A 22,840-nucleotide genomic window follows, 5' to 3' on the forward strand; every position below is an offset into this window, starting at 1 on the left:
CGGATGCCATTCTCCCACTCACCGGAAACGAACACACCGGCCGGTAAGTTCGCACTTCGCGCACTGGTTTGCAGTTCAGCCCTGATGGCAAGGTAGTCTGTCGGCTCGACCAGGGCGCATAGCTCAGCGGTAGAGCGCTGCTCTTACAAAGCAGATGTCGGCGGTTCAAATCCGTCTGTGCCCACTCCTTGCGTAGAACGACGAAGGCCCAGGTCATCCGAGGTGAAATCGGATTCCTGGGCCTTGATCATTTTCTGCTGCGGACAGGGGCGGGCAGGGGCCGTCGCGAAACCGCGCTGCCGCCCTTCACCGAGGTCGATCTGCGAGACTGGACAGAAGCATGCCGGCACCGCAGGACTGATGGCAGCGGTCGGCATCAGCGTCGCCGCTCACCGTGAACCGGGCCAGTCGGACGAGGGCCGGGCGCCGCCTACGGGTGCTGCTCCGTTAGGCCGCGACAAGCGGCGCGTCATCGCCGGCACCCTTCTCCCCGAAGAGGAGGCGCAGCCCCACCGCATTCGGCCCTGGTATCCGAGCGGCATGACGGCTCGATCTCACCCTCATGTGGGAGGCATCCGATGCCATTCATCGACATCAAGGTGATCGCAGGAGTGTTCACGCTCGAAGAGAAGCAGAAGATGGTCGAGGATGTCTCCGAGGCGTTGATCGCCATCGAAGGCGAGGCCCTGCGGCCGGTGACACATGTCGTGGTCACCGAGACGCCCAGCGGCGCATGGGCGATCGGCGGTAAGGCCCTGACAGCCGAAGACGTGCAGGCCAAGAGGGCTGGCCAGCGCAGCCGGTAGGTGTCTTCGAGTTTCTGCCGATCGCCGGGCAGCAGCACATCCGTGACCGGAGCGGGCCCAAGGGCGGGCCGGCGCTGATGCGCTCCGCGCTTGTCGACCCCGTGGCCCCCGACTCGTTCGAGTCGGGGGCCTTCTTCGTGCCCGGGGGGCGGGGGAGGGGCGGGGCTGGGCGTGTTCGGGGCGGTTGTTTGTGGTGGGGAGGCTGTGTATCGTTCCAGAGTATCTTGAAGTTTCAAGTAAGTGGTCGGTGAGCGGTCACGCGATGGCGTGGCGGGAGAACAGGAGCGGGTTCATGGCCGTACGGCGGCTCAATCACGCGGTGCTGTATGTCCGGGATGTGGCGCGGGCTGTTGCTTTTTACGGTGAGGCGCTGGGGCTCAGCGTGGATGTGGAGATACCGGGGCGGGCGGCCTTCCTCAGCGCGCCCGGCTCGCTCAACGATCACGATCTGGGGCTGTTCGCGGTGGGGACGGACGCGCCGGGGCCGGAGGCCGGGCGGGTCGGGCTGTACCACCTGGCCTGGGAGGTCGGCACGCTCGGTGAACTGGCCGCGGCGAAGGCGCGGCTCGGTGAGCGCGGTGCGCTGGTCGGCGCCACCGACCACCTCGTCTCCAAGTCCCTGTACGCCAAGGACCCGGACGGCAACGAGTTCGAGGTGATGTGGCGGGTTCCGCGGGAGGACTGGCCGGGGCCGGAGGAGGCGGACCGGCTGCGACCGCTGGATCTTGCGGTCGCAATGAAGCGCTGGGGGCCGGATCTGGTGACGGGCGCCGCCGCCGGTTCGGCCACCTGAGGTGAGGAGGCGCGGCCCGCGCGCCGTGCCTCAGGAGCTCGACGCCGGTGCCGTCCGCTCTGTCGCCTTCGCCCGGTCTGCCTCCTCCGCTCGCTGCGCCCAGCGCTTCTCCACACCGCTCAGTCGCCAGTACGCCAGCGCCGCGGCCCACACCACGACGAACAGTCCGACGATGATGAAGCCGACGTTGTCGAGGTCGAGGGTGGAGATCCAGCCGGTCAGCGGGTCGTTGAGGGCGAGTTTGTCGTGCAGCACGGTCACCAGCTCGATCGTGCCGATGAAGAAGGCGACGGCGATCGACAGACCGGTGATGGTGAGGTTGTAGTAGACCTTGCGCACCGGGTTGGAGAACGCCCACTGGTAGGCGAAGTTCATGAACGTGCCGTCGAGGGTGTCGAACAGGCTCATCCCGGCGGCGAACAGCAGCGGCAGGCACAGGACCGCGTACCACGGCAGGCCGGCCGCGGCGCCGCTGCCCGCCATCACCATCAGGGTCACCTCGGTCGCGGTGTCGAAGCCGAGCCCGAAGAGGAAGCCGAGCGGGAACATCTGGCCGGGGCGGGAGATCGAGCGCGTGAAGCGCCCCAGGAGGCGGTTCATGAAGCCGCGCGAATCCAGGCGCTGCTCCAACTCGGCCTCGTCGTAACGGCCGTCGCGCATACCGCGGAAGACCCGCCAGATCCCGGCCAGCGCGATGAGGTTGAGGGCGGCGATGAGGTAGAGGAACGTCCCCGAGACCGTGGTGCCGATGGTGCCGAGGACCTGGTGGGTACGGGATTCGTCGTTGAGCAGGGTGCCGGCGAGCTGGGCGCCGCCGGCCACGAGAGCCGCCATCGCGACCACCACGCTGGAGTGGCCGAGCGCGAACCAGAAGCCCACCGAGACCGGCCGCTTGCCGTCGGCCATCAGCTTGCGGGTGGTGTTGTCGATCGCGGCGATGTGGTCGGCGTCGAAGGCGTGCCGCATACCGAGGGTGTATGCGGTGATGCCGAGTCCGGCGCCGAAGACCTGGCTTCCGACGGCGTAGTGGTGCGGGACGACGAGCAGGAAGAGCACACCGAAGGCGACGATGTGCAGACCGGCTATGACGGCCATCAGGCCGGCGGTGCGGACGGTGTCCTGCCGACGCCAGCGGAACGCGGCGGGGGCAGGGGTGTTCGGGGTATCGGTGGACAGGGCCATCCGGCGGTCACGCTCCAGCACCTCGTGGATCAGTTCGTGAGATGCCGTGGCCGGTCTCCTGGCTTACGGGTGCACGCGTCCGTCCCCGCCTTCCCGGCCGCGGGCTGCGGTCAGTGGCGCCGTAGGCGCGCCGTGCGCCTACGGAAAGGGCTGGAAACTCCCCGATCACAGTGGCGAGGGCCGCTCCGGCCTGGGACCACAAGGTCCGGCACCGGTCTTCCCGAACACCACGGCTCGATCACTCTATCTGCCGAGGAGGACGGGCGGGGGTGCGGACCGGCGGCCGCGGCGCTCTCACGGTCGATGGCCGCCGGGAGAGCCGCAGTTCCGGCGCGCGGTGCGCGGTGCGCGGTGGGGCTGGTGTGCCAGGGTGCCGGGTGCCGGGGCATCACGGGGTGGTCCGAGGGTGATCAGTAGTCCAAGGACGAGAGGAAGGCGTGCAGTTCGCGGTCGAAGAGCGCGGTGTTCTCCAGATTGACCATATGGGCCGCGCCCGGTATGCGGACTCTTCGGGCGCCGGGGACGGTCAGCGCTATGGCATGGGCGTTGGCGGAGATGTCCGTACTGTCGAGGTCGCCGTCGAGCACCACCGTCGGCACCCGGACCTCGCTCAGACGGTCCGCGGCCCCGACCTCAAGGGGCATCCCGGCGCCCAGCCCGTCGGCATGCACCTCCACATTGGCCTCGGCGGAGGCGCGCATCCGCTCACGGAACCCCGGGTGCACGGCGGATGGTTCGCGATGCGGACCGTCCACCCACATCCGCAGGAAGTGCTCGACATAGCGCTCCGCGCCGTCCGGAGCGCCGATGGCCGCCACCTGCTCCTTGATGTGCGCCAGGACGAAGGGGTCGGTGAAGGGGCGGCCGCTGATACCGGGGGAGGCGAGCGCGAGGGCCGTCACCCGGGCCGGGTGGGCTATCGCGGTGTCGAGGGCGACCCGCGCACCGTGTGAGAGACCGACGAGGACGGCGCTCGGGGCGTCGAGAGCGTCCAGGAGGGTGCACAGGTCGTCGTGGTTGGCGTAGTCCCCCTCCACCGTGGAGGACAGGCCGTGGCCGCGGAAGTCGTAGCGGATCGCGCGGAGGCCGGAGTTCACCAGCCAGGTGAACTGTTCGTCCCACATGTGCTGGTCGAGCATGCCGCCGTGCAGCAGTACCACCGCGGGGCCCGACCCGGCCGTCTCGTAGAACAGCTCGCCGTCGTCGACCGGCACGAGGCCGTTGTCGACCTCGGACCAGTCGGTGATCGCTCGGGTCATGCTCCGGACCGTCCTTTGGCGTTTGTGTGGTGGGTGGTGGTACTGGCGTGATTGTTGCTTATGGATCTGGTGTCGCCGTCATCATTACTTGTCGTTGATGTCGGCATTCTCCGGTGGAACGTGTGAGCCGTTCGCCAGGTGCCGGAATTCCTCGCCGAGTCGGTCGAGTACATGCAGGGTCGTGCGGACGTCCTCGGCGGGCAGGTCGGCCAGTCGGCGCCGCAGCTCCGTCGCCTCGAACTCCTGGATTCCGCGTATCGCCGCCGCGCCCTCGGTGGTGAGCTCGATCAGGGAGGAGCGGCGGTGTGCGGGGTTGGGTGCCGTCACGACCAGGCCCAGCTCCGCGGCGTGGTTCACCCAGCGCTGCACCGGCTGTCTGTCGAGCCCCATCGAGCGGGCCAACTGCGGCACGGTCCTGGGGCCTTCGCTGTGCAGGGCGTCCAGTAGTGCATGTTCGCCGGCGGTCATGCCCGTACCCGTCAGCTCACGCTCGACCGCGCGGACCACCGTCCGGTGCAGCGGCCACAGGCGTCTGATGACGCCGTACAGCAGGTCTTCGGCGGGCGTGAGCCCCTCTGTGCCCTCCCTGTCGGTGTCCTGCGCGGCGGAACTGTGCGCTCCGGCGCCGTTTTCGCCGGTGTCATGCTCTGCGGCACCCCCCTCATTGACACTCATGATGTCATGATGACATCGATGATGTCGTTTGGGAAGGGGCTTGATGCGGAAAGGAGTTGATGCGAGGCAGGCAGGTGCTGGCGGAAGGCGTCGGCGAGGGAGAGCGGGAGGGCGGATGAAGGTCGGTCTGTTGCGTGCGGTCGGGGTGGCCACGGCGGTGTACGGGGTGGCGGTGACGGCGGTGCCCGATCTGCTGGCGCGGCCTTCGGGGCTGGTCGACGGTGAGGGGAGGATCGAGCGGGCCACCCGGATCTCGCTGCGGCCACTTGCCTGGCGGGAGGTGGCGAGCGGGCTCTCGCTCGCGCTGGCGCCCGAGGGCCCGGCGCTGCGCACCGCCGCGTATATAAGGATCGCGGCCGATCTCGGGGACGCCGTCCTGGTCGGTGCGACGCTGCCGGGCCGGGATCGGAGGGTGAAGGCGGCCGCGGTGTCCGTGGGGTGGGGTGCGCTGTCGGTGGTCGGGCTGCTGGCCGGCGGGCGGCGGCAGGGGGTCAGTCGCCGGACGGGAGCGGGGCCTCTTCGGGGGCGAAGGAGATGACGAGGTCGGCGCGGTCGCGAGTGGCCGCCACGACCCGGGCGTTGGTCTCGTCCGAGGAGTGCACGAACCGTTCGGCATCGGCGTGTGCGCGTCCGAAGCGCTCGTGGCGGTCGATCAGCCGGCGGATCCGCTCCGGGGCGTCCAACTCCACGTACCAGACCTCGTCGAGCAGCGCGCGGACCCGTGACCAGGGCGCGGAGTCGAGGAGGAGGTAGTTGCCCTCGGTGACGACGAGCGGGATATGCGGTGCCACGGCGATGCTGCCGGCGACCGGCTCCTCGATGCGGCGGTCGAAGGCCGGGGCGTAGACGGTGGCGTCCGGGTCCGGCGCGCGCAGACGCGCCAGCAGTGCCTCGTACCCGGCGGGGTCGAAGGTGTCGGGCGCGCCCTTGCGGCCCGTGCGGCCGAGGCGGCGCAACTCCGCCTCGGCGAGATGGAAGCCGTCCATCGGGACCAGCGCCGCCCGTCCGGCCAGCTCCGCCACCAGGTGGGCGGCGAGGGTGGACTTGCCCGCACCCGGTGGGCCGGTGATGCCGAGCAGCCGGCGTCGTGCGGGGGTCGCGGAGCCGGCGAGCCGGCGGGCGCGGGAGAGAAGGTGCCGGAGATCCATGATGGGTCCATCGTGCCTGATCGGCGGCCGGATGGCGGTGGATCGGCCCGGCTTCCTTCGCGTCATGGCCGTGGTGCTCCATGCCGCTCAGTCGAAGTACTCCATGCCGTACTTCGCGCCGATCGCGTTGAGGCGGTCGAGATCGGGGTGGCCGCCCTTCATGGCCACCGGCCCGGCCTCGAACATGTCCTCCACGAACTCCTCCCAGCCGCCCGGTGACGAGATCTGCAGGCAGCGGGCGGGCGGCTGGGAGGCGTTGCGCAGGGCGTGCGGCACGCCCTGGGGGAGCAGGACGCACATGCCCGGGGTCAGGCGGTGTGTGGTGCCGTCGAAGTCGACCTCCATCTCGCCTTCGAGGACGTAGACGAACTCATCGGCGTGGTGGTGGACATGCGGCGGAATGTCGACGTCGAGCTGGTTCTCCAGGATGGCGAGGCGGCCCTCGGTGTCGCTCGTGCGGGCCTTGACGCCGAATCCTGGCGGCAGGGGCACACGGCCCGGGCGCCGTTCGCGGGGCTGCAGGACGAAGAATCGCTCCTTGGGCATGGTGATCGCCGGTCCTCTTCTGGTCGATGCGCAGCGGCATAAACGGAATCGGAATCCGATTCCGCTTGATGAGCGTAGCAGTAGCATCGGCGATGTGGCAGCCTCTTCGACCTCCCCCAGCCCGCATCGCAGGCCGCGCGCCGATGCCGAGCGCAATCGCACCCGTGTGCTGGACGCCGCGCGGGAGGTGTTCCGCGCCCGCGGCGACGAGGCGCAGATGCCCGAGGTCGCCCGGGCGGCGGGGGTGGGCGTCGGAACGGTCTACCGGCACTTCCCCAGCAGGGCGGCACTGATCGCCGCCGTGGGGGAGCAACGTCAGGCGGAGATCGTGGAGTTCGGGCGCACCCGCTGTCTGCCCAGCGCCGCGGCCGCCGACGGGCTGGCCGCCTATGTCGAGCACATCGGGGAGGTGCTGGACGCCGAGCGGGGGCTGTCCGCGTCGATCGAGGCGGCGTTCGGTTCCACCGAGCCGACCGGGGAGGGCCGGACGCAGGCCGAGGCGGTCGCGGGCCAACTGCTCGCCCGCGCCAAGGAAGAGGGCGCGGTGCGCGCGGACGCCGAGGTGGGCGACGTGGTGATGATCGTGTGCGGACTGGCGGCGGTGATCCGCCACGACGCCGGTGACTGGCGCCGCTACGTCCGCAACGCGTGTGCCGGGCTACGGCCCCAGGGCGCGACCGGTGGTGCGGGGGCGCACCAGGTCTGAGGCCGGGTCGCGGCCGGGCGGGCTACCCGTCCGCGACGCCCAGCCGCCACAGCGAGGTGACCTCGGCCGCGCGGGCCTCATAGAGCGGGTCGGAGGTATCGCGGGCGCGCGGATGGCGCGGGGCGATGTCGAGCCGGCCCAGGACCGCGAGGCCGGCCTTGGCGAAGGCGTCGAGGAGCTCGGCGTGCGGGCGCAGGCCGAGGTGTTCGGCCAGGTCGGAGAGGATCAGCCAGCCCTCGCCGCCCGGGGTCAGATGGTCGGCGAGGCCGTTGAGGAAGCCGAGCAGCATCGCGTTGCCGGGGTCGTACACCGCGCGCTCCACCGGTGAGGTCGGTTTCGCGGGCACCCACGGGGGGTTGCAGACGACCAGCGGGGCGCGGCCGGCCGGGAACAGGTCCGCCTCGACGACCTCCACCTGCCCGGCGACACCCAGGCGCTCGGTGTTCTCGCGGGCGCAGGCCAGCGCGCGCGGGTCCTGGTCGGTGGCCACCACCCTGCGCACGCCGCGCCGGGCGAGCACCGCGGCCAGCACGCCGGTCCCGGTGCCGATGTCGAACGCCAGGTCCTGCGAGGGCAGCGGCGCCTCGGCGACCAGATCGACGTACTCGCCGCGGGCCGGTGAGAAGACGCCGTAGTGCGGGTGGATGCGGTCGCCGCCGAGCGCCGGGATCTGCACGCCCTTCCTGCGCCATTCGTTGGCGCCGATCAGGGCGAGGAGTTCACGCAGCGACACCAGCGAGGCGGCCGGGGTCGGGCCCTCGTCGTCGGAGGTCTGCCCGGGAGCGGGCTCTCCGGGGCCGTATGCCCTGGTGCATGCCTCGCGGACATCGGGGGCGCGGTGCAGCGGGACGGCGTGGCCGGCGTCGAGCGGGACCAGCAGCATGCCCAGGATGCGGGCGCGTTGGTTCTGCGCGGCGCGGTGCAGATGGAACGCCTGGGTGGCATCGGCGGGCGGCGCCTTGCGCGGGCGGCGGTCGATGCGGCGGGCCATCGCCGTCAGCAGCTGGCGGGCGTTGTGGAAGTCGCCGCGCCACAGCAGCGCGGTCCCCTCGCAGGCGAGTTTGTAGGCGTCGTCGGCCCGCGTCCGGTCGTCCGCGATGACGATCCGGCGGGGCGGCGGGGAGCCGTTCTCGGAACGCCAACGGGCGGAGCGGGGCCGGTCGGCCTCGGTCCATTCGACGACCGGTGGTGCGTTCACCGAAGTGTGCCTCGTGTGTGTGGTTCGGCCCGTCCCGTGGGGTGCCGCTGCGGCGCGGCGGTCCGGCACGCTCCTGTGGAGGGCGCGGTGCGCTCGGGTGGCGGCGGGCGGGTGGTGTGACGGTCGACTTTACTCCGTATCGCCATCGGGCTTGGTCGCGCCCGCGCGCGGCACCGGGCGCGGAGACCGGCGGCGCGGGCCGGGGTCAGTCGATGCCGAAGGCCCTCGCGTAGCGCACCGTGCCGCGCGGGGGTATGGAGCCGTCCAGGGAGAGCGCCAGGAAGGCATCGTCCGGCCAGGGCTGCGGGGGCAGGATGCCGAAGCGGGCGGCGGCGGGCACGAACCCGAAGCGCGGGTAGTACGGCGGGTGGCCCAGCACGATCGCGGTGTGCTCGCCGGCGGCCCGAGCGGCCTCCAGCAGGGCGCGGATCACCGCACTGCCCGCACCGCTCTTCTGATACCCGGGCAGCACCGCGCACGGGGCGAGCGCGACGGCGGGGACCTCGTCGATATGGCAGCGCGTCAGCAGGGCATGGGCGGCCGGGGTGCCGTCCGGTGCGTCGGCGACGTACGAGAGCCCGGGCAGCCAGGCGGCGGGGTCGCGGCGCAGGGCGTCGACGAGGTCCGCCTCCGCGGCCGTGTCGAAGGCGGCGAGATTGATCCGGCGGACGGACGCCATGTCCTCGGCGGTCTCGGGGCGGGGTTGCCAGGGGCGGACCGCGGCGGGCGCGGGCGCCGTCGTCCCCGCGCCGTTGCCGGGTGCGTCGCCGGAAGCGGATGTCCCGCCGGAGCCCTCCGGGCCGCCGGAGCGCTTCGTGCCGTCGGTGTCGTTCGTACCGCTCATGTCGCCATGGTCGCAGCCGGGTCTGACATCCGGCCACGGCGTTTCCGTGCCGCTCCGTGCCCGCGCGCGGCGGTACGTCAGTGCGCGGTACGCCGCTCCGGCCGCCGCACCAGGAACGCCGCGGCCGATCCGGCGGCGAAGAGGGCGACGACGGAGAGCGCGGTGCTCACCCAGGACGTGCCGAGCCAGTGGCCGCCGAAGTAGCCGAGGCTCACGCTGTACGCCGCCCAGGCGAAGCCGGCCAGCGCGGACCAGGGGAGGAACTCGCGGACCGTACGGTGCGCGACGCCGGCGCCCAGGCTGACCACGGACCGGCCGGCGGGGGCGAAGCGGGCCAGTACGACGATGCCGCCCCCGCCCCGCGTCAGCGCCGTGCCGAGGCGCTTCTGCGCCGCCGTCAGACGGCGCGAGCGGCCGATGGCCCGGTCGAAGCGGTCGCCGCCGCGCCAGGCGAGCCGGTAGGCCACCATGTCGCCCAGTACCGAGGCGGTGGCCGCGCACAGCACCAGGGAGAGCAGCTCGGCCAGATGGGCGCCGCCGTGGACGGACGAGGCGACATCGACGGCGTCGGCCGCGGTCTCGGTGCCGGCGGCCGTCGTGGCCGCGGCGATCACCAGGACCCCGCTGGGCAGGATCGGGACGAACACGTCGAGGACGATCGAGAGGCTGACGATCACGTACACCCAGGGGGTCCCGCTGAGCGACCCCAGGCTTTCCAACAACGTGTTTCTCCCGCTCCGGACCCCGCCGCGACGTCGCTCGGTGCGGCAGGGGCGGCTCTAGCGCCATACAGCGTACGCCCGGCCCTTCCGCCGGGCGGTGCGGGGTGGCGGTGCCGGCCCCCGCGAAGACGGCACGGCCCGTACGGCGCAGCTGCCGTACGGGCCGTGCGGGACACGCCGGAATCAGGCGGCGGAAGGCTCCCGCTGCGCGCTCGGGGCCGCCTCCTGCTCGCGCCCGCCGAAGAAGACGCGGTCCAGCGCCCAGGCGCCGGGGCCGGTGAAGACGATCAGCAGGAAGGCCCAGCTGTACATCGCGGCGGACTCGCCGCCGTTCTGGATCGGCAACAGCGCGCCGGCCTGGTGGACGGAGAAGTACGCGTACGCCATCGAGCCGGAGCTGACCAGCGCCGCGGCGCGGGTGCCGAGGCCCAGCATCACCAGGACGCCGCCGGCCAGCTGTATGACGGCGGCGTACCAGCCCGGCCAGGAGCCGGTGGGCACGGTGCCGCCCTGCCCCATCGCGCCGCCGAGAACGCCGAAGAGCGAGGACGCGCCGTGGCAGGCGAAGAGCAGCCCGGTGACGACGCGGAACAGCGCGAGGACGTGCGGTGCCGTTCTCTGGGTGAACGAGTTCAACGGTGCGGACATGTGGGGACTCCTACGGGTTCTGGGGACGAGGTGAACCGTGGAGGCAAAGGTTAGGGAACCCTAAAGGTACTTGCAAGTTCAAGCTTTGGTCATATGGGACCTTTGGACCGAAGCCTCCTCCGAAACCGCCGCGCCCGAGCCCGCGGGGCCGGTCCCGACCGCGGTCCGCAGCGCCGCCCGCGCCACCGCGTCCGTATCGGCCAAGGTGACCGAGCCCACCCCCGGGCGCGCCCCCGCCGCCGTCACCCAGTGCACGCCCTCCGTCGGCACCCCGATCGCGAACCGCCGCGGATGGCGCCGCCCATCGGCCTCGATCAGGTGGTACGGGCTCGGCGACACATCGAGCCCTCCGGTCTCGTAGCCGTCCGCGGAGTGCGGCCGGCAGCCGCCGTCGGCCAGCAGCCGGGCCAGCAGCTCATCCGCCGTACGCCGCAGATCCGGCTCCGGCAGTCGCGCCTCGATCAGTGCCGCCGCCGTCACCCGCGACCCCGGGACGTCCGGGGAGTACGCCGTGAAACCGGGCCCGTGACCGTCCGCGGCGCCGGGCCGGACCACCATCCGGGGGCCGACCACCTCCAGCACCCCGGCCTCGATCAGCGCCACCATCTCCGCTATCCGGCGCCGTGGTGGCCCGATGGACAGGAAGGCGTTGAGCGGGGTGTACCAGCGGTCCAGGTGGTCGCGGCGGGACGGGCCGGCCAGCCCGCCGTGGTCGACGATCTGCCGCAGCTCGTTGCGCAGATCCCGCAGCACATCGAGGGCCGCCTTGACCGGCCCGGACACATTGTCCAGCCGGGCGTGTGCGACGTCCGCGCGCAGATGGCCCAGCAACCACTCCCGGAACGCGGTCCGGTCGGCGAACGACCGCCCCGCGTGCGGCCGGGAGACCCGCTCCCAGTCCCAGCGCTCGGCGGGCGCGATACCGAAGGCGTCCAGCGCGGCGGCCTCCTCGGGGCTGCGGTGGGCGCTCCCCAGGAAGCGCTCCCGGAAGCGGTCGCGGAACGAGTCGTCCAACGTGCCGGCCGTTTCCCGCCGCGCCAGCAGCGCCTCGTAGTAGACCGCCTCCACTTCCTTGGCCACCAGGGGCCAGACCTCCGCCAGGAAGTCGGGCAGATCGCCGGACCCGGCGCGCTTGCGGAAGGCGGCGATCACGTCCGCGGTGAGCAGCAGCGGCAGATGGCGGCCGTGCGCGCCCTTGGCGTTGTCGCCGCGCGCGTGGTACGGAATGCCGCGCCGGGAGCCCGCGTACAGCCTCGGCTCGTGCCCGGACGGCAGATACCTCAGCGCGCCGTCCGCGCCCCGCGTGAACCGGCCGCCGCGCGCCGTCGTCAACAGCGCCATGTGGTCGAAGAAGTTGAGCCCGAGACCGCGCAGCAGCACCGGGCGGCCCGGCACCAGCGCGGCCAGATCGGTGGTGAGGTCGGCGGGGTTGGCCGGCGGCAGATAGTGCAGACCGTGCCCGGCGGCGTAGTCGGCGAGGTGCCGCTGCTCGGGGCCCGGGGTGGTCGGCAGATGGCCCTGGGTGAGCACGACGGCTCCCAGGCCGGACAGTTCCCGGCCGTCGTCGAGGGTGAGCGACTGCGTGCCGTCGGCGGCCTCGGTCAGCCGCACCGCGCGGGCGGTGTGCGGCACGACGGTCACCTCCTCGGGGGCGGTGCGCACCGTGTGCCGGAACACCCACTCCAGATAGCGGCCGTACAGCGCGCGCCCCGGATAGTCGTCCGGGCCGACCTCGCACCCCTCCCAGGCGTACAGGCTCGGCCCCGTGCGTATCGGACCCGCGCACTCGACGCTCTCGTCGGTGAACAGCGTCACCTGCGACGCCACGGTGTTCATCAGCAGCTCGGGCGGCTGGGCGGTGCGCCATACCCGGCCGGCGCCGGGCGGGGCGGGGTCGATCACATGGACGGTCAGGCGGGCGCCCGGGGCCAGTTCGGCGGCGGAGGCGCAGATGCGTTCCAGCACGCTCGTTCCGCGCGGCCCCGCGCCGACGACGGCGATGGCGGGGCGGTGGCGGTCGGCGATGTGGTCGGCGGCCAAGTGGGGCTCTCCCTGGGGCGGCGGGCGGCCGGCGCGCGGGCGCGGCCGCCCAGAAGTTCGGGCGACGAGCAGAGGTGCGCACCATCATCACCGGCCGACCCCCAGGCGCAGCACCCAGGTGGGCAAAGAATTCGGCCGCATCGGCAGGCCGGACGGCGGCCGGCTGACGGCCGGTCAACCGGCCGCGGATTCCGGGCCGCCCGGGTCATCCATGATTCGGGCGATCGGTCCCGGGGACGGACTCGCCCGCATCACCGCTTTCTCCGCCCACCCGGGCATCGGCCGCCATCTCACGCCACACCGTGACCAGCCGGACGCTTCCGCTCCGCTTCTCTCGGCGGGCCTGATCCAGCGCGATCCGCGCCGTACGGCCCGCCAGCGTCAGCGTCATCAGCTGATTGCCGAACCAAGGGCCACCCGTACGCCGCCACTTCACCGGCGGCCGCCCGACCCGGCCGTGCCCGGCCAGCAGCTTCCCCAGCCACCGGCCGGCACGGCTCCAGCCGAACCGGAAGCCGGCCTGCAGCGAACCGGGGATGCTGTTGTGGACGGGGGAGCAGGTCAGCTGCAGCACCCGGCTCGTGGGCCGCCGCCCGGCCCCGCGCCAGCGCGGCTCCGCCACGTACGCGTGGTGCACGTCCCCGGACAGCACGCAGACCGTCGCCGGGGCGTTCGCGCCGGAGCCCGCCTCGGCGATCAGATCGGTGAGCGCGGCGAACGAACCGGGGAACGCCGCCCAGTGCTCCAGATCGGCCCGCTGGCGCAGGGACTCGCCGGCCCGGGCCCAGCGGGGCCCGCGTTCGCCGGCGCACAGCGCGGCGTTCCAGCCCTCCGCGGCATGGATGAGATGCGGCAGCAGCCAGGGCAGCGAACTGCCCAGCAGCAGGTGGTCGTAGCCGCCGCGCCCGTCCAGCACGGCCTGGCGCAGCCATTCGCCCTCGGCCTTGTCGAGCATCGCGCGACCGCCCTCGTCCAGGACGCGGGTGGCGCGGGTGTCGATCATGACCAGGCGCACCCGGCCGAAGTCGCGGCGGTAGCTCCAGCGGGCGCCCGCCGGATCGGCGTCCGCGCCGGCCGCGAACTCCCGCACCAGGTCCGTGCCGTCGTCCGCCGCCCGCACCTGGGCGTACAGCTCGTCGGCGGCCAGCTCGGCGGGCGGGAGATTGCCCAGGTGCTGGTACACCCAGTACGACATCAGGCCGCCCAGGATGCGCTCGTGCCACCAGGACGTCGCCCGCATCCGGCTCAGCCACGCGGCGGAGGTGTTCCAGTCGTCGATCACATCGTGATCGTCGAAGATCATGCAGCTGGGGACGGTGGACAGCAGCCAGCGCACCTCCGGGGCGAGCCAGGACTCGTAGTAGAGGTGGGTGTACTCCTCGTAGTCGGCGACCTGCTTCCACGGCGGCCGGCTGAGGTCGCGGTGCTCGGCCAGCTTCCGCGCGGTCGCCTCGGAGGTCTGGTCGGCGTAGACCTGGTCGCCCAACAGCAGCAGCACGTCCGGGCGTTCGCGGGCGGGATCGGCGGCCAGGGTGGCGGCGAGGGTGTCGAGCGCGTCCGGGCCGACCGGGTCGTGGGCGGCGGCGGGGGTCGCGGACCAGCGGCAGGAGCCGAAGGCGAGGCTCAGCGGGGCCTGCCCGGAGGCCGCGAGCGTACGGATCGTGCTCGGCGGGAACCGGTCGTCGGGCAGCGGCCAGACCTGCCGCTCGTCCAGCAGGACCTGGTAGGGCGTCTCGCTGCCGGGCGCGAGGCCGGTCACCGGGACCAGCGCGTAGTGGTGGCCGGCCACCTGCCAGGTGTGCTGCGCACCGGACGCCCCGCTGTCGCAGCGCACGCGCACCACACACGGCCGGTCGGTCTCCACCCACACCGTCGCGCTGTCCGTGTCGACGTAGCGCAGCAGCGGCCCCAAGCGCAGTCCGGCCATCGGTGCCTCCCGGTTGTCGTGGCTCAGAGGATAAGAGCACAACCGGGGCGGCGGTCCACCGGTACGACGGCGCGCCCGCGGGCCGGCGGATTGTGGCCTGCGGGCGCGCCGGGGCCTGCCGTCGGACGCCGGGCGGTGCGCGGAGTCCGATGGCAGGCCACGGGTGAACGCTCTAGCGGGGGCGGCGGCCGCTCAGCAGCCGTCCAGGATCTTCTTCAGCGCGGCCTTCTCGGCGGAGTCCGCGGTCATGCCGTACTCGTGCTTGACCCACACCCACATCCGGGCGTACTCGCAGTGGTACGAGGTCTTCGGCGGCAGCCACTTCGCCGGGTCCTTGTCGCCCTTCTCCTGGTTGACGTTGTCGGTGACGGCTATCAGCTGGGAGTGGGTCAGATCGTTGGCGAGCTCCTTGCGGCGCTCGGTGGTCCACTGGGCGGCGCCCGACTTCCATGCCTCCGACAGCGGGACGACGTGATCGATGTCGAGGTCGGCCGGCTGGGTCCAGGTCGCGCCGTCGTAGGCCGAGACCCACTTGCCGCTCACCGCGGCACAGCCGCCGTCCTGCTGTACGTCCGTGCCGTCGCGCTTGAGCACCACCTCGCGGGTGTTGCAGTTGTTCCCCTGGTCGATCCAGTGCGGGAACTTGTCGCGGCTGTAGCCGTCCTGCGGGCCCTCGGCCTGCTCCTTGATCTGGGTGAGGTACGTCCGTGCGGTGGCCGCGTCCGGCGGGCTGGGCGGCGCAGCCTGGGCGGACTGGCAGCTCAGCGCCAGCGTGCAGACCAGAGCCGCGGCCGAACCCGCGGCGATGGTGACGCGACGCGCGTAGACCTTTGCCATCGAAACTCCCTTGATGTGGGGGGAAGTTGCCGTGCGGTGCGGGCCCATGGTGGCGTTGTGGGGTTTCCATGGGGTGGGCACCAGGTAACAGGGTGACGACATGCCCACGTCAGTTCAAGGGTTGACAGGGCGCCAGAAGTACTCTCCGGCACTCCGGTTGACCCGCTCACGGGAGCTGCGCACCCCGTCTCCGTCCTACAGTGGGCGTGTGCTGCTGCCGGTCAACATCACGCTCGGGGTGGTCCTCGCCGTCCTACTGGTCGCCGCGGTGGCCGTCGCCGCGCTGGCGCACCTCGGCCATGCCCGGGCCATCGCCGTCGCAGGGGTGCGCGCGGCCGCCCAACTCGCCGCGGTCTCCGCCCTCATCGGCGTCGTGGTGCGCGCGCTCCCGTGGCTGCTGTGCTTCCTGGCGCTGATGTTCGCGGTGGCGGTACGGACCGCCGGCCGCCGGATCACCCGGAACCGCACCTGGTGGTGGGCCGCCGCACCGATCGCCACCGGGGTCGCGCCGGTCGTCGGTCTGCTGCTGGCGACCGGTCTGCTGCCGCCGCGCGGCCTCACCGTCATCCCCGTCACCGGCATCCTCATCGGCGGCGCGCTGACCGCCACCGTCCTGGGCGGGCGGCGGGCGCTGGACGAGCTGGAGACGCGGCGCGGGGAGTTCGAGGCGGGACTCGCGCTCGGGCTGCCGGACCGGGACGCGCGGATGGAGGTCGCCCGCCCGGCCGCATCCGACGCGCTGCTGCCCGGGCTCGACCAGACCCGGACCGTGGGATTGGTCACGCTCCCCGGGGCCTTCGTCGGCATGCTGCTGGGTGGCGCCTCCCCCGTCCAGGCAGGCGCGGTACAGCTGTTCGTGCTGGTCGCCCTGCTGGCGGTGCAGGCGGCGGCGTGCGCGGTGGTGCTGGAGCTGGTCGCGCGCGGACGTCTGCACCGCGTATCCTCGTCGGCAGCAGAAGGGGAGTAGCTCTCTGCCGGACCGTCGACATACTGCCCGCCCGTCGCCCGACGACGAGGTGAGCCGGCGCCCGGAGCGCGGTACGCATGCGTACGGCGCCAGCGAGACCTTCGGCCGCAGTGTTCGACGCTGCCGTGCCGAAGCGACGCCTTTCCCGGGCCCTCTGGCGCGGCCCGACCGATCGAGGTATCCCACCCCGTGTTCAGTTTCACCATCGCCGCCGTCGTCTTCGGCGTGATCTTCCTTGCCGAGCTGCCCGACAAGACCGCTCTGGCCGGCCTGATGCTCGGCACCCGCTACCGCGCCTCGTACGTCTTCGTCGGTGTCGCGGCCGCCTTCCTCGTCCATGTCGCACTCGCGATCGCCGCCGGCAGCGTGCTGACGCTGCTCCCGCACCGTGTGGTCCAGGCCGTGGTCGGGGTGCTCTTCCTGGCGGGCGCCGCCGTGCTGCTGTTCAAGAAGGACGACGGCGAGGAGGAGGTGAAGAAGCCCGATGACCAGAGCTTCTGGAAGGTCGCCGGGGCGGGCTTCACCATGATCCTGGTCGCCGAGTTCGGCGATCTGACCCAGATCATGACCGCCAACCTCGCGGCCCGTTACGACGACCCCGTCTCGGTCGGTGTCGGTGCCGTACTCGCCCTGTGGGCGGTGGCCGGTCTGGGCATCCTGGGCGGCCGCACCCTCATGAAGCACGTCCCGCTCAAGCTCATCACCAAGATCGCGGCGGCCGTGATGGCACTGCTGGCGGGGTTCAGCCTGTATGAGGCGATCGTGGGGTGAGGGGGCTTCGTTGGGGGGCTTCTTCCCGGGTGGGGGCTTCTGCCCGGGGCGGGGCGCTTTTCCGCGGGGGTCTTTTCCCCGCCGGGGGGTCTTTTCCCCGCCGCCCACCCCCCTACGGGGGGTGGGCGGGTGTGGAGGAGAGGTTCGGGCCAGCCCCGGCCAGGTCCGGGCGCGGGCGGCCCGGGGCGTGTGGTGCTGATCGGGGGGCCCGGGGCGTGTGACGCTGATCCAGGTGGTGGCCCGGGGCGCGTAGCGCTGAGCCAGGGAGGGGCGGGGCGCGTAGCGGGTCACTGTCCTGCGGGGCGGGGCAACCTGCCACCGCGCCCGCGCCCGTGCCTCCGCGCCTGTGCCCCCGCGCCCGTGGCGCCGCGCCCGTGCCACCGCGCCAGTGGTACCGCGCCCCGTGGCACAGCCCCCGGGGGAGCGGTGCTCAGCCCTCGATGTGTACCGCGATCACGCCGTCCGGCCTCGCCTCGACCCGGACCTGGGTCAGGTCGGCCACCTGCGCCGTGGGGGCGAACGCGGCCGCGCGCCCGCCGATGCCGATCACTCGCATACCGGCCGCCCGGCCGGCCTCGATGCCGGCCTCGGAGTCCTCGAAGACCAGGCAGTCCTCGGGGGCGAAGCCCAGCTCCGCGGCGCCCTTGAGGAACCCTTCCGGGTCGGGCTTGCTGGCGCTCACGCTCTCCGCCGTGATCCGCACGGCGGGCATGGGCAGCCCTGCCGCGCCCATCCGGGCGTCGGAGAGTGGTATGTCGGCGGAGGTCACCAGGGCGTGCGGAAGCCCGGCCAGGGATGCCATGAAGGCGGGTGCGCCGGGGACCGGCACCACGCCGTCCACGTCGGACGTCTCCTGGGCCAGCATCCGGCGGTTGTCGGCGAGGTTGAGCTCCATGGGGCGGTCCGGCAGCAGTGCCGCCATCGTGGCCCAGCCCTGCCTGCCGTGGACGACCTTGAGGACCTCGTCCGCGTCCAGCCCCTGCTCGGCCGCCCAGCGGCGCCAGCACCGCTCGACGACGGCCTCGGAGTTCACGATCGTGCTGTCCATGTCCAGCAGGAGGGCGCGGGTAGTGAGCGTGGTGGTTGCCGTCATCGGCGGGCTCCTGTGCGCAACGGGCGAACGGACGGTACGGGCCGTACGAACGAGAAGGGCAGACAAGAAGGACAAGTGGCCCCGCCCGCTGGTCAGGGAGTGCGGGCAGGACCACTTTGTTCTCCTACGATACAAAACGTTTCCGGGTGCCGACAACCGGCCCCGGTCAAAGACTGGTCGGCGCTGGTCAGAGCTGGTCAGAGCCCGGCCGGCGAGGGTCGGTGCCGGGTGGCAGGTCGAGGCGGGGGCGCGGTGTGTGCCGGGCCGGGCAGGCGCGCGGTCCCGGGGCGGGCCGAGGCGGGGGCGCGGTGCCAGGGAGGGGTCGAAGGGCCCGCCCGGTCTACGGCTCCTGGGTGCGCGACTCCAGGGACGCCCGGGTCTGCGGGCCGTAGACACCGTCCGGATCACCCGCCACCTGGTACGTCTGCTGATAGCGCGATACGGCGTCCCGCACCTCCGCGTCGTACTCGCCGTCCGCCGCCCCCGAGTAGAAGGCCAGCTGCCGCAGCCGCCCCTGGAGTTCCGTCACTTCCGGGCCGCTGGAACCCTCGCGCAGTGCGATCGGCCCGGTGGGCGCCGGGCTGGGGGCGTGGCTGTCGGGGGACTCCGTGACGCTGCCGGAGGCCCGGGTGGGGGCGGGCGGAGGCGCTGTCGCGGTCCGGTGGCGCTGCGCGGTGGCCGCCGGGCTGCCGGCGCCGGTCGGGCCCGATGAACGAGAGGGACGTGCGGCGGGCGGCGAGGGGGTGCCGCTCGGCGTGCGGGTGGCTTCGCCCCCGGTGGGGAGGGCGGCGGTGGCGGAGGCCCGACCGCCGTCGGGGGGTGCCGCCCGGTCCTGGGTGCCGCCGGACAGCGCGTCGGAGCCGATCAGGACGGCGGTGGCGGCCGCCGCCGCGCCGGCGGCCACCAGTGCGGCCGGTAGGGCGCGCCTGCGGCGGGACGAGGCGGGGGCGGAGCGCCCGGAGGCGCCGGCCGCCGGTTCCTCGGGGGCCGAGCCGACCGTCCGGGACGACGGCCCGTGGCCGTGACCCGCCCGGGGGGTCGGGGGTGCGGAGTCGGGGTCGGTCGCGGACACCGGGGCGGGGGCGGCGGGGAACCGTAGCGGGCTTCCGGCTACGGGGGCGGCCGCGTCCTCGCCGGGTAAGCCGTCCAGGTGGTCGCCCCGGCCGCCCCAAGAGGCGCCGGGGCCCCAAGGGGCGCCGCCCCAGTAGTCGTGGTCCCGGTGGCCGCCATCGTCCGCACGGCCGTCGCCGTGCCCGTCTTCCCCGCCGTCCGCGTCGCCTCCGTCGTCCCCGTCCCCGTCGGGCAGTGGCACGTACGGCTCGTCGGGCAGTGACACGTACGGCCGTATGCGCAGCGGATCAAAGTCCTCCGCGTCGGCCGCCGCGCACAGGCAGGTCGGCCGGTCGCCGCTGCGTACCGGGGCGGAGCAGTGCGGGCACGTCGGTAATGCCGTCACGGGCGGTCCCCTCCCTGGAGGCTCGAACCGGCAGCGATTATCCAGACGCCGCACCCGCCCGCGCAGGCGCTCGCGGACATCCGTCCGGCATGCCCCGGGAGTCCACAGCCGACGCCCCAGGTGGCCGCCGTCTCACGCGGCACCGCGCGATCGCGGATGACGAGCACCGCTCGGCGGGCCATATCCGATGGAAACGCCCAGGATGGAATAAGCCCGACGGCGGCCCGCAACGGGCGCGGTCGCCGATGGCCGGGACGGAGCGGTGGCCGGAAGCCAGGACGCGCGCGGGTGGCCGGCAACGGCTGCCACGGCCGCCCGGCACCGCGCCCCGCACTGCCCGGTGCCGCACTGGAACACCCCGGAACAGGAGGAGACGCCCCATGGCGCAGGACACCAGCGCTCCTGCCGTCCCCGGCGAGGGCCGGTCCCGGCGCACGATCCTCGTCGCGATCGGCGCGCTGCTGCTCGGCATGCTCATCGCGGCGCTCGACCAGACCATCGTCGCCACCGCGCTGCCCACGATCGTCAGCGACCTCGGCGGCCTGAACCACCTCTCCTGGGTGGTCACCGCCTACCTGCTGGCCGCGACGGCCGCCACGCCCCTGTGGGGCAAGCTCGGTGACCAGTACGGCCGCAAGAAGCTGTTCCAGACCGCCATCGGGATCTTCCTGATCGGCTCGGTGCTCTGCGGTGTCGCCCAGAACATGGGCGAGCTGATCGCCTTCCGCGCCGTCCAGGGGCTGGGCGGCGGCGGTCTGATCGTGCTGTCGATGGCGATCGTCGGGGACATCGTGCCGCCCCGCGAACGCGGCAAGTACCAGGGTCTGTTCGGTGCGGTCTTCGGCGGTACCAGCGTCCTCGGGCCGCTGCTCGGCGGCCTGTTCGTGGACCATCTCAGCTGGCGCTGGGTGTTCTACATCAACGTCCCCGTCGGCATCATCGCGCTCGCCGTGATCGCCGCCGTGCTGCACATCCCGCGCCACCGCACCCCGCACCGGATCGACTACCTGGGCACCGCCCTGATCGCCGCGGTCGCCGCCTGCTTCGTCCTGATGACCTCGCTCGGCGGCGTCACCTACCCCTGGGGCTCCTGGCAGATCATCGGCTTCGGCGCCCTCGGCGTCGTCCTCCTGGGGGCGTTCGTCCTCGTCGAGCGCCGGGCCGCCGAACCCGTCATTCCGCTGCGCCTGTTCCGGCTCCGCACCTTCACGCTCACCGCCGTCATCGGCTTCGTCATCGGCTTCGCGATGTTCGGATCGATGACGTACCTGCCGACGTTCCTGCAGGTCGTACACGGTGTCTCACCGACCATGTCCGGTGTGCACATGCTGCCGATGGTGTTCGGCATGCTGCTGGCCTCCACCGGCTCCGGGCAGATCGTCAGCCGCACCGGCCACTACAAGGTCTTCCCGATCGCCGGCACCGGCGTCGTGGCGATCGGCCTGCTGCTTCTGCACCAGCTCGACCCGGCCAGCAGCAACGCCGCGATGAGCGCCTGCTTCTTCGTCTTCGGCTTCGGGCTCGGCCTGGTCATGCAGGTGCTGGTGCTCATCGTGCAGAACGCCGTCCCCTACCAGGACCTGGGCGTCGCCACCTCCGGCGCCACGTTCTTCCGCTCCATCGGCGCCGCGTTCGGAGTCTCCATTTTCGGCACGATCTTCGCCAACAACCTGGGGCCGCGGATCGCCGACGCCCTCGCCGGGCAGCAACTGCCGCCCGGCATGGACCCGTCGACCGTCGCCGAGGACCCGCGGACCGTCGCCCGGTTGCCGGCCGACCAGGCGGCCGGTGTCCTGAACGCCTACTCCGTCTCGATCACCGACGTCTTCCTCTACGCGGTCCCGGTCGTCCTGGTGGCGTTCGCCCTGGCCTGGTTCCTCCGGGAGGAGCCGCTGCGCAGCAGCGTGACCGCCCCCGACACCAGTGAGGTGCTCTCCTCCAACCCCGTCGAGCGGTCCTCTCGCGACGAGTGCGCCCGCGCACTGTCCAAACTCGGCAGCATGGAGGGCCGCAAGGACATCTACGAGAAGATCACCGCACGCGCCGGCCTGGACCTCAAACCGGCCGCCAGCTGGCTGCTCCTGCGCATCCACCGCTACGGCTCGGTGGAACCGGGGCTGCTCGCCGAACGCAGCACCGTACCGCTCGGAGTGATCTCCGAGAGCGTCCGCCAGGTCGAGGGGCGCGGACTCGCCACGCGCGAAGGGCTGTTGATGCTGCTCACCGACAGCGGACGGGACGTCGCCGACCGGCTCTCGGCGGCCCGTCAGGAGTCGCTCGCGCAGATGCTCGGCGACTGGTGGACCAGGGACCGGCCGACCGACCTCACCGAACTCGTCCAGGAGCTGACGGCGGAGCTGTGCGGCTCGGACGCGGAGGAGCCGCGCGACGGCGATGCCCGCGAGCCGGTGCCGCGTACGCCACCGCGCGCACCGCGGCCACCGCGACCACCGGACCTCGCGAAATAGGCCGGTCCGGCGGCGGGCGACGCCTGGGGGTGTCCTTGGCGTCGCGAGCCCACGGAGGTTCGGGGAGATACCCCCTGACCTCCTAGTTCGCCGCCGGGTCCCCGTCCAGCCGCTTCTCGAAGAAGATCTCCGCGTAGACGTCGTCGTGGTGGTACGGCGGGATCTCGGTGAAGCCGTGCCTCCGGTAGAGCGCGATGGCCTCGACCAGATCCAGCCGGGTGTCCAGCCGGATCCGCTCCGCGCCCAGCCGCGCCGCGGCCGTCTCGGCGGCCGTGAGCAGCCCGCCCGCGCCGCCCAGGCCGCGCGACGCGGGCCGTACGTACATCTGCTTGAGCTCCGCCGTGCGCGCGTCCAGCAGCCGCACACCGGCGCAGCCCACCACCGCCCCGCCGCGGCGGGCCACCAGCAGCACGCCGTGCGGCGGCATCAGATCGGCGCTGGGGTACTCCGCCAGCCCCTCCGCTATCTCCTCCGGCGTCGACCGGCGGCCCTCGTGCAACTCGAAATAACGGTCCGCCACCTCGGTGTAGTACTCGCGCAGCAGCGCCGCGGCGGCCGGCGAGTCGACCGGCTCCGCGGCGACGGCCAAGGGGAGACGGAGGGCGGCGGCGTCACTCATGGCGCCATTGTCGCGGCCGGTGCGGCCCGGCACGCAACGGATTTGCGGGACACCGGGCCGCATCCGGTCCTCAGCCCTGCCTCGGGGCTGCAGCCGGTCCTCACCCTGCCTCTGGGCCGTAGCGGCTGCTCGGCC

The 22,840-nt window shown here is 72.7% G+C and carries 22 protein-coding genes, 1 tRNA gene and 1 riboswitch; of the genes, 8 read left to right on the forward strand and 15 right to left on the reverse strand.

Going from position 1 to position 22,840, the window contains the following annotated elements:
* Window positions 1-112 precede the first annotated feature (112 nt).
* The 3 genes from ACZ4NB_RS25720 to ACZ4NB_RS25730 all read left to right on the forward strand — a co-directional run bounded on the left by ACZ4NB_RS25720 (window position 113) and on the right by ACZ4NB_RS25730 (window position 1,599).
* Window positions 113-184 (forward strand) — tRNA-Val (locus tag ACZ4NB_RS25720).
* Window positions 185-578: 394 nt separating this feature from the next.
* Window positions 579-806: a tautomerase family protein gene (locus tag ACZ4NB_RS25725; RefSeq protein ID WP_467665129.1), complete on the forward strand. Its 228-nt coding sequence runs from the start codon at window positions 579-581 to the stop codon at window positions 804-806.
* A 292-nt stretch (window positions 807-1,098) separates the two neighbouring features.
* Window positions 1,099-1,599, forward strand: a complete 501-nt coding sequence (locus tag ACZ4NB_RS25730) for a VOC family protein (RefSeq protein ID WP_467665131.1) — start codon at window positions 1,099-1,101, stop codon at window positions 1,597-1,599.
* Between the two features lie 30 nt (window positions 1,600-1,629).
* Here the strand turns inward: ACZ4NB_RS25730 and nicT are convergent, their stop codons facing one another.
* From nicT to ACZ4NB_RS25745, 3 genes are all read right to left on the reverse strand, one after another.
* Window positions 1,630-2,781, reverse strand: coding sequence for a Nickel transporter NicT (nicT, locus tag ACZ4NB_RS25735; protein WP_467665200.1), 1,152 nt, complete (start codon window positions 2,779-2,781; stop codon window positions 1,630-1,632).
* 31 nt (window positions 2,782-2,812) lie between these two features.
* Window positions 2,813-3,028, reverse strand: a riboswitch (cobalamin riboswitch).
* Between the two features lie 163 nt (window positions 3,029-3,191).
* Window positions 3,192-4,040 carry an alpha/beta fold hydrolase gene (locus ACZ4NB_RS25740; protein WP_467665133.1) on the reverse strand — a complete coding sequence of 283 codons (849 nt, stop codon included), beginning with the start codon at window positions 4,038-4,040 and terminating at the stop codon, window positions 3,192-3,194.
* An 84-nt stretch (window positions 4,041-4,124) separates the two neighbouring features.
* Entirely contained in the window at window positions 4,125-4,715 is a 591-nt protein-coding gene (locus ACZ4NB_RS25745) for a MarR family winged helix-turn-helix transcriptional regulator (protein WP_467665135.1), read from the reverse strand.
* Window positions 4,716-4,830: 115 nt separating this feature from the next.
* Here ACZ4NB_RS25745 and ACZ4NB_RS25750 point away from each other — a divergent pair, with 115 nt between their 5' ends.
* Window positions 4,831-5,253 (forward strand): hypothetical protein, encoded by a 423-nt coding sequence (locus tag ACZ4NB_RS25750; protein ID WP_467665137.1) that lies wholly within the window; start codon window positions 4,831-4,833, stop codon window positions 5,251-5,253.
* Here ACZ4NB_RS25750 and ACZ4NB_RS25755 read toward each other — a convergent pair.
* On the reverse strand, window positions 5,207-5,863 hold the full coding sequence (locus ACZ4NB_RS25755) for a nucleoside/nucleotide kinase family protein (RefSeq protein WP_467665139.1): 657 nt from the start codon (window positions 5,861-5,863) through the stop codon (window positions 5,207-5,209). The genes ACZ4NB_RS25750 and ACZ4NB_RS25755 overlap by 47 nt on opposite strands.
* Before the next feature lie 87 nt (window positions 5,864-5,950).
* Window positions 5,951-6,409 (reverse strand): cupin domain-containing protein, encoded by a 459-nt coding sequence (locus ACZ4NB_RS25760; RefSeq protein ID WP_467665141.1) that lies wholly within the window; start codon window positions 6,407-6,409, stop codon window positions 5,951-5,953.
* A gap of 94 nt (window positions 6,410-6,503) precedes the next feature.
* On the opposite strand from ACZ4NB_RS25760, the gene ACZ4NB_RS25765 reads away from it, so the two are divergent.
* Window positions 6,504-7,115 (forward strand): TetR/AcrR family transcriptional regulator, encoded by a 612-nt coding sequence (locus ACZ4NB_RS25765; protein ID WP_467665143.1) that lies wholly within the window; start codon window positions 6,504-6,506, stop codon window positions 7,113-7,115.
* A 22-nt stretch (window positions 7,116-7,137) separates the two neighbouring features.
* Here ACZ4NB_RS25765 and ACZ4NB_RS25770 read toward each other — a convergent pair whose 3' ends face one another.
* From ACZ4NB_RS25770 to ACZ4NB_RS25800, 7 genes are all read right to left on the reverse strand, one after another.
* Window positions 7,138-8,313: a methyltransferase gene (locus ACZ4NB_RS25770; RefSeq protein WP_467665145.1), complete on the reverse strand. Its 1,176-nt coding sequence runs from the start codon at window positions 8,311-8,313 to the stop codon at window positions 7,138-7,140.
* A 205-nt stretch (window positions 8,314-8,518) separates the two neighbouring features.
* The gene (locus ACZ4NB_RS25775; protein WP_467665147.1) at window positions 8,519-9,157 is read right to left on the reverse strand and encodes a GNAT family N-acetyltransferase; all 639 of its coding nucleotides are present in this window, start codon (window positions 9,155-9,157) and stop codon (window positions 8,519-8,521) included.
* A 77-nt stretch (window positions 9,158-9,234) separates the two neighbouring features.
* Window positions 9,235-9,879 (reverse strand): DedA family protein, encoded by a 645-nt coding sequence (locus ACZ4NB_RS25780; RefSeq protein WP_467665149.1) that lies wholly within the window; start codon window positions 9,877-9,879, stop codon window positions 9,235-9,237.
* 183 nt (window positions 9,880-10,062) lie between these two features.
* On the reverse strand, window positions 10,063-10,527 hold the full coding sequence (locus ACZ4NB_RS25785; RefSeq protein WP_467665151.1) for a DoxX family protein: 465 nt from the start codon (window positions 10,525-10,527) through the stop codon (window positions 10,063-10,065).
* Between the two features lie 78 nt (window positions 10,528-10,605).
* Window positions 10,606-12,567 (reverse strand): FAD/NAD(P)-binding protein, encoded by a 1,962-nt coding sequence (locus ACZ4NB_RS25790; protein WP_467665152.1) that lies wholly within the window; start codon window positions 12,565-12,567, stop codon window positions 10,606-10,608.
* Window positions 12,568-12,772: 205 nt separating this feature from the next.
* Window positions 12,773-14,494: an alkaline phosphatase D family protein gene (locus ACZ4NB_RS25795; RefSeq protein WP_467665154.1), complete on the reverse strand. Its 1,722-nt coding sequence runs from the start codon at window positions 14,492-14,494 to the stop codon at window positions 12,773-12,775.
* A gap of 192 nt (window positions 14,495-14,686) precedes the next feature.
* Window positions 14,687-15,331: an HNH endonuclease family protein gene (locus ACZ4NB_RS25800; RefSeq protein WP_467665156.1), complete on the reverse strand. Its 645-nt coding sequence runs from the start codon at window positions 15,329-15,331 to the stop codon at window positions 14,687-14,689.
* Window positions 15,332-15,539: 208 nt separating this feature from the next.
* On the opposite strand from ACZ4NB_RS25800, the gene ACZ4NB_RS25805 reads away from it, so the two are divergent.
* Window positions 15,540-16,298 carry an ABC transporter permease gene (locus tag ACZ4NB_RS25805; protein ID WP_467665158.1) on the forward strand — a complete coding sequence of 253 codons (759 nt, stop codon included), beginning with the start codon at window positions 15,540-15,542 and terminating at the stop codon, window positions 16,296-16,298.
* 189 nt (window positions 16,299-16,487) lie between these two features.
* Entirely contained in the window at window positions 16,488-17,069 is a 582-nt protein-coding gene (locus tag ACZ4NB_RS25810; RefSeq protein ID WP_467665160.1) for a TMEM165/GDT1 family protein, read from the forward strand.
* 430 nt (window positions 17,070-17,499) lie between these two features.
* On the opposite strand, the gene ACZ4NB_RS25815 is transcribed toward ACZ4NB_RS25810, so the two are convergent.
* Both ACZ4NB_RS25815 and ACZ4NB_RS25820 read right to left on the reverse strand, forming a co-directional pair.
* Entirely contained in the window at window positions 17,500-18,162 is a 663-nt protein-coding gene (locus tag ACZ4NB_RS25815; RefSeq protein WP_467665162.1) for an HAD-IA family hydrolase, read from the reverse strand.
* Window positions 18,163-18,502: 340 nt separating this feature from the next.
* Window positions 18,503-19,618: a peptidoglycan-binding domain-containing protein gene (locus ACZ4NB_RS25820; RefSeq protein WP_467665164.1), complete on the reverse strand. Its 1,116-nt coding sequence runs from the start codon at window positions 19,616-19,618 to the stop codon at window positions 18,503-18,505.
* A 380-nt stretch (window positions 19,619-19,998) separates the two neighbouring features.
* Between ACZ4NB_RS25820 and ACZ4NB_RS25825 the strand changes: the two genes are divergently transcribed.
* Window positions 19,999-22,086, forward strand: coding sequence for an MDR family MFS transporter (locus tag ACZ4NB_RS25825; protein WP_467665166.1), 2,088 nt, complete (start codon window positions 19,999-20,001; stop codon window positions 22,084-22,086).
* 82 nt (window positions 22,087-22,168) lie between these two features.
* Here the strand turns inward: ACZ4NB_RS25825 and ACZ4NB_RS25830 are convergent, their stop codons facing one another.
* On the reverse strand, window positions 22,169-22,705 hold the full coding sequence (locus ACZ4NB_RS25830) for a GNAT family N-acetyltransferase (protein WP_467665168.1): 537 nt from the start codon (window positions 22,703-22,705) through the stop codon (window positions 22,169-22,171).
* Between the last annotated feature and the right edge of the window lie 135 nt (window positions 22,706-22,840).

Source organism: Streptomyces sp. NPDC026575 (assembly GCF_055567415.1).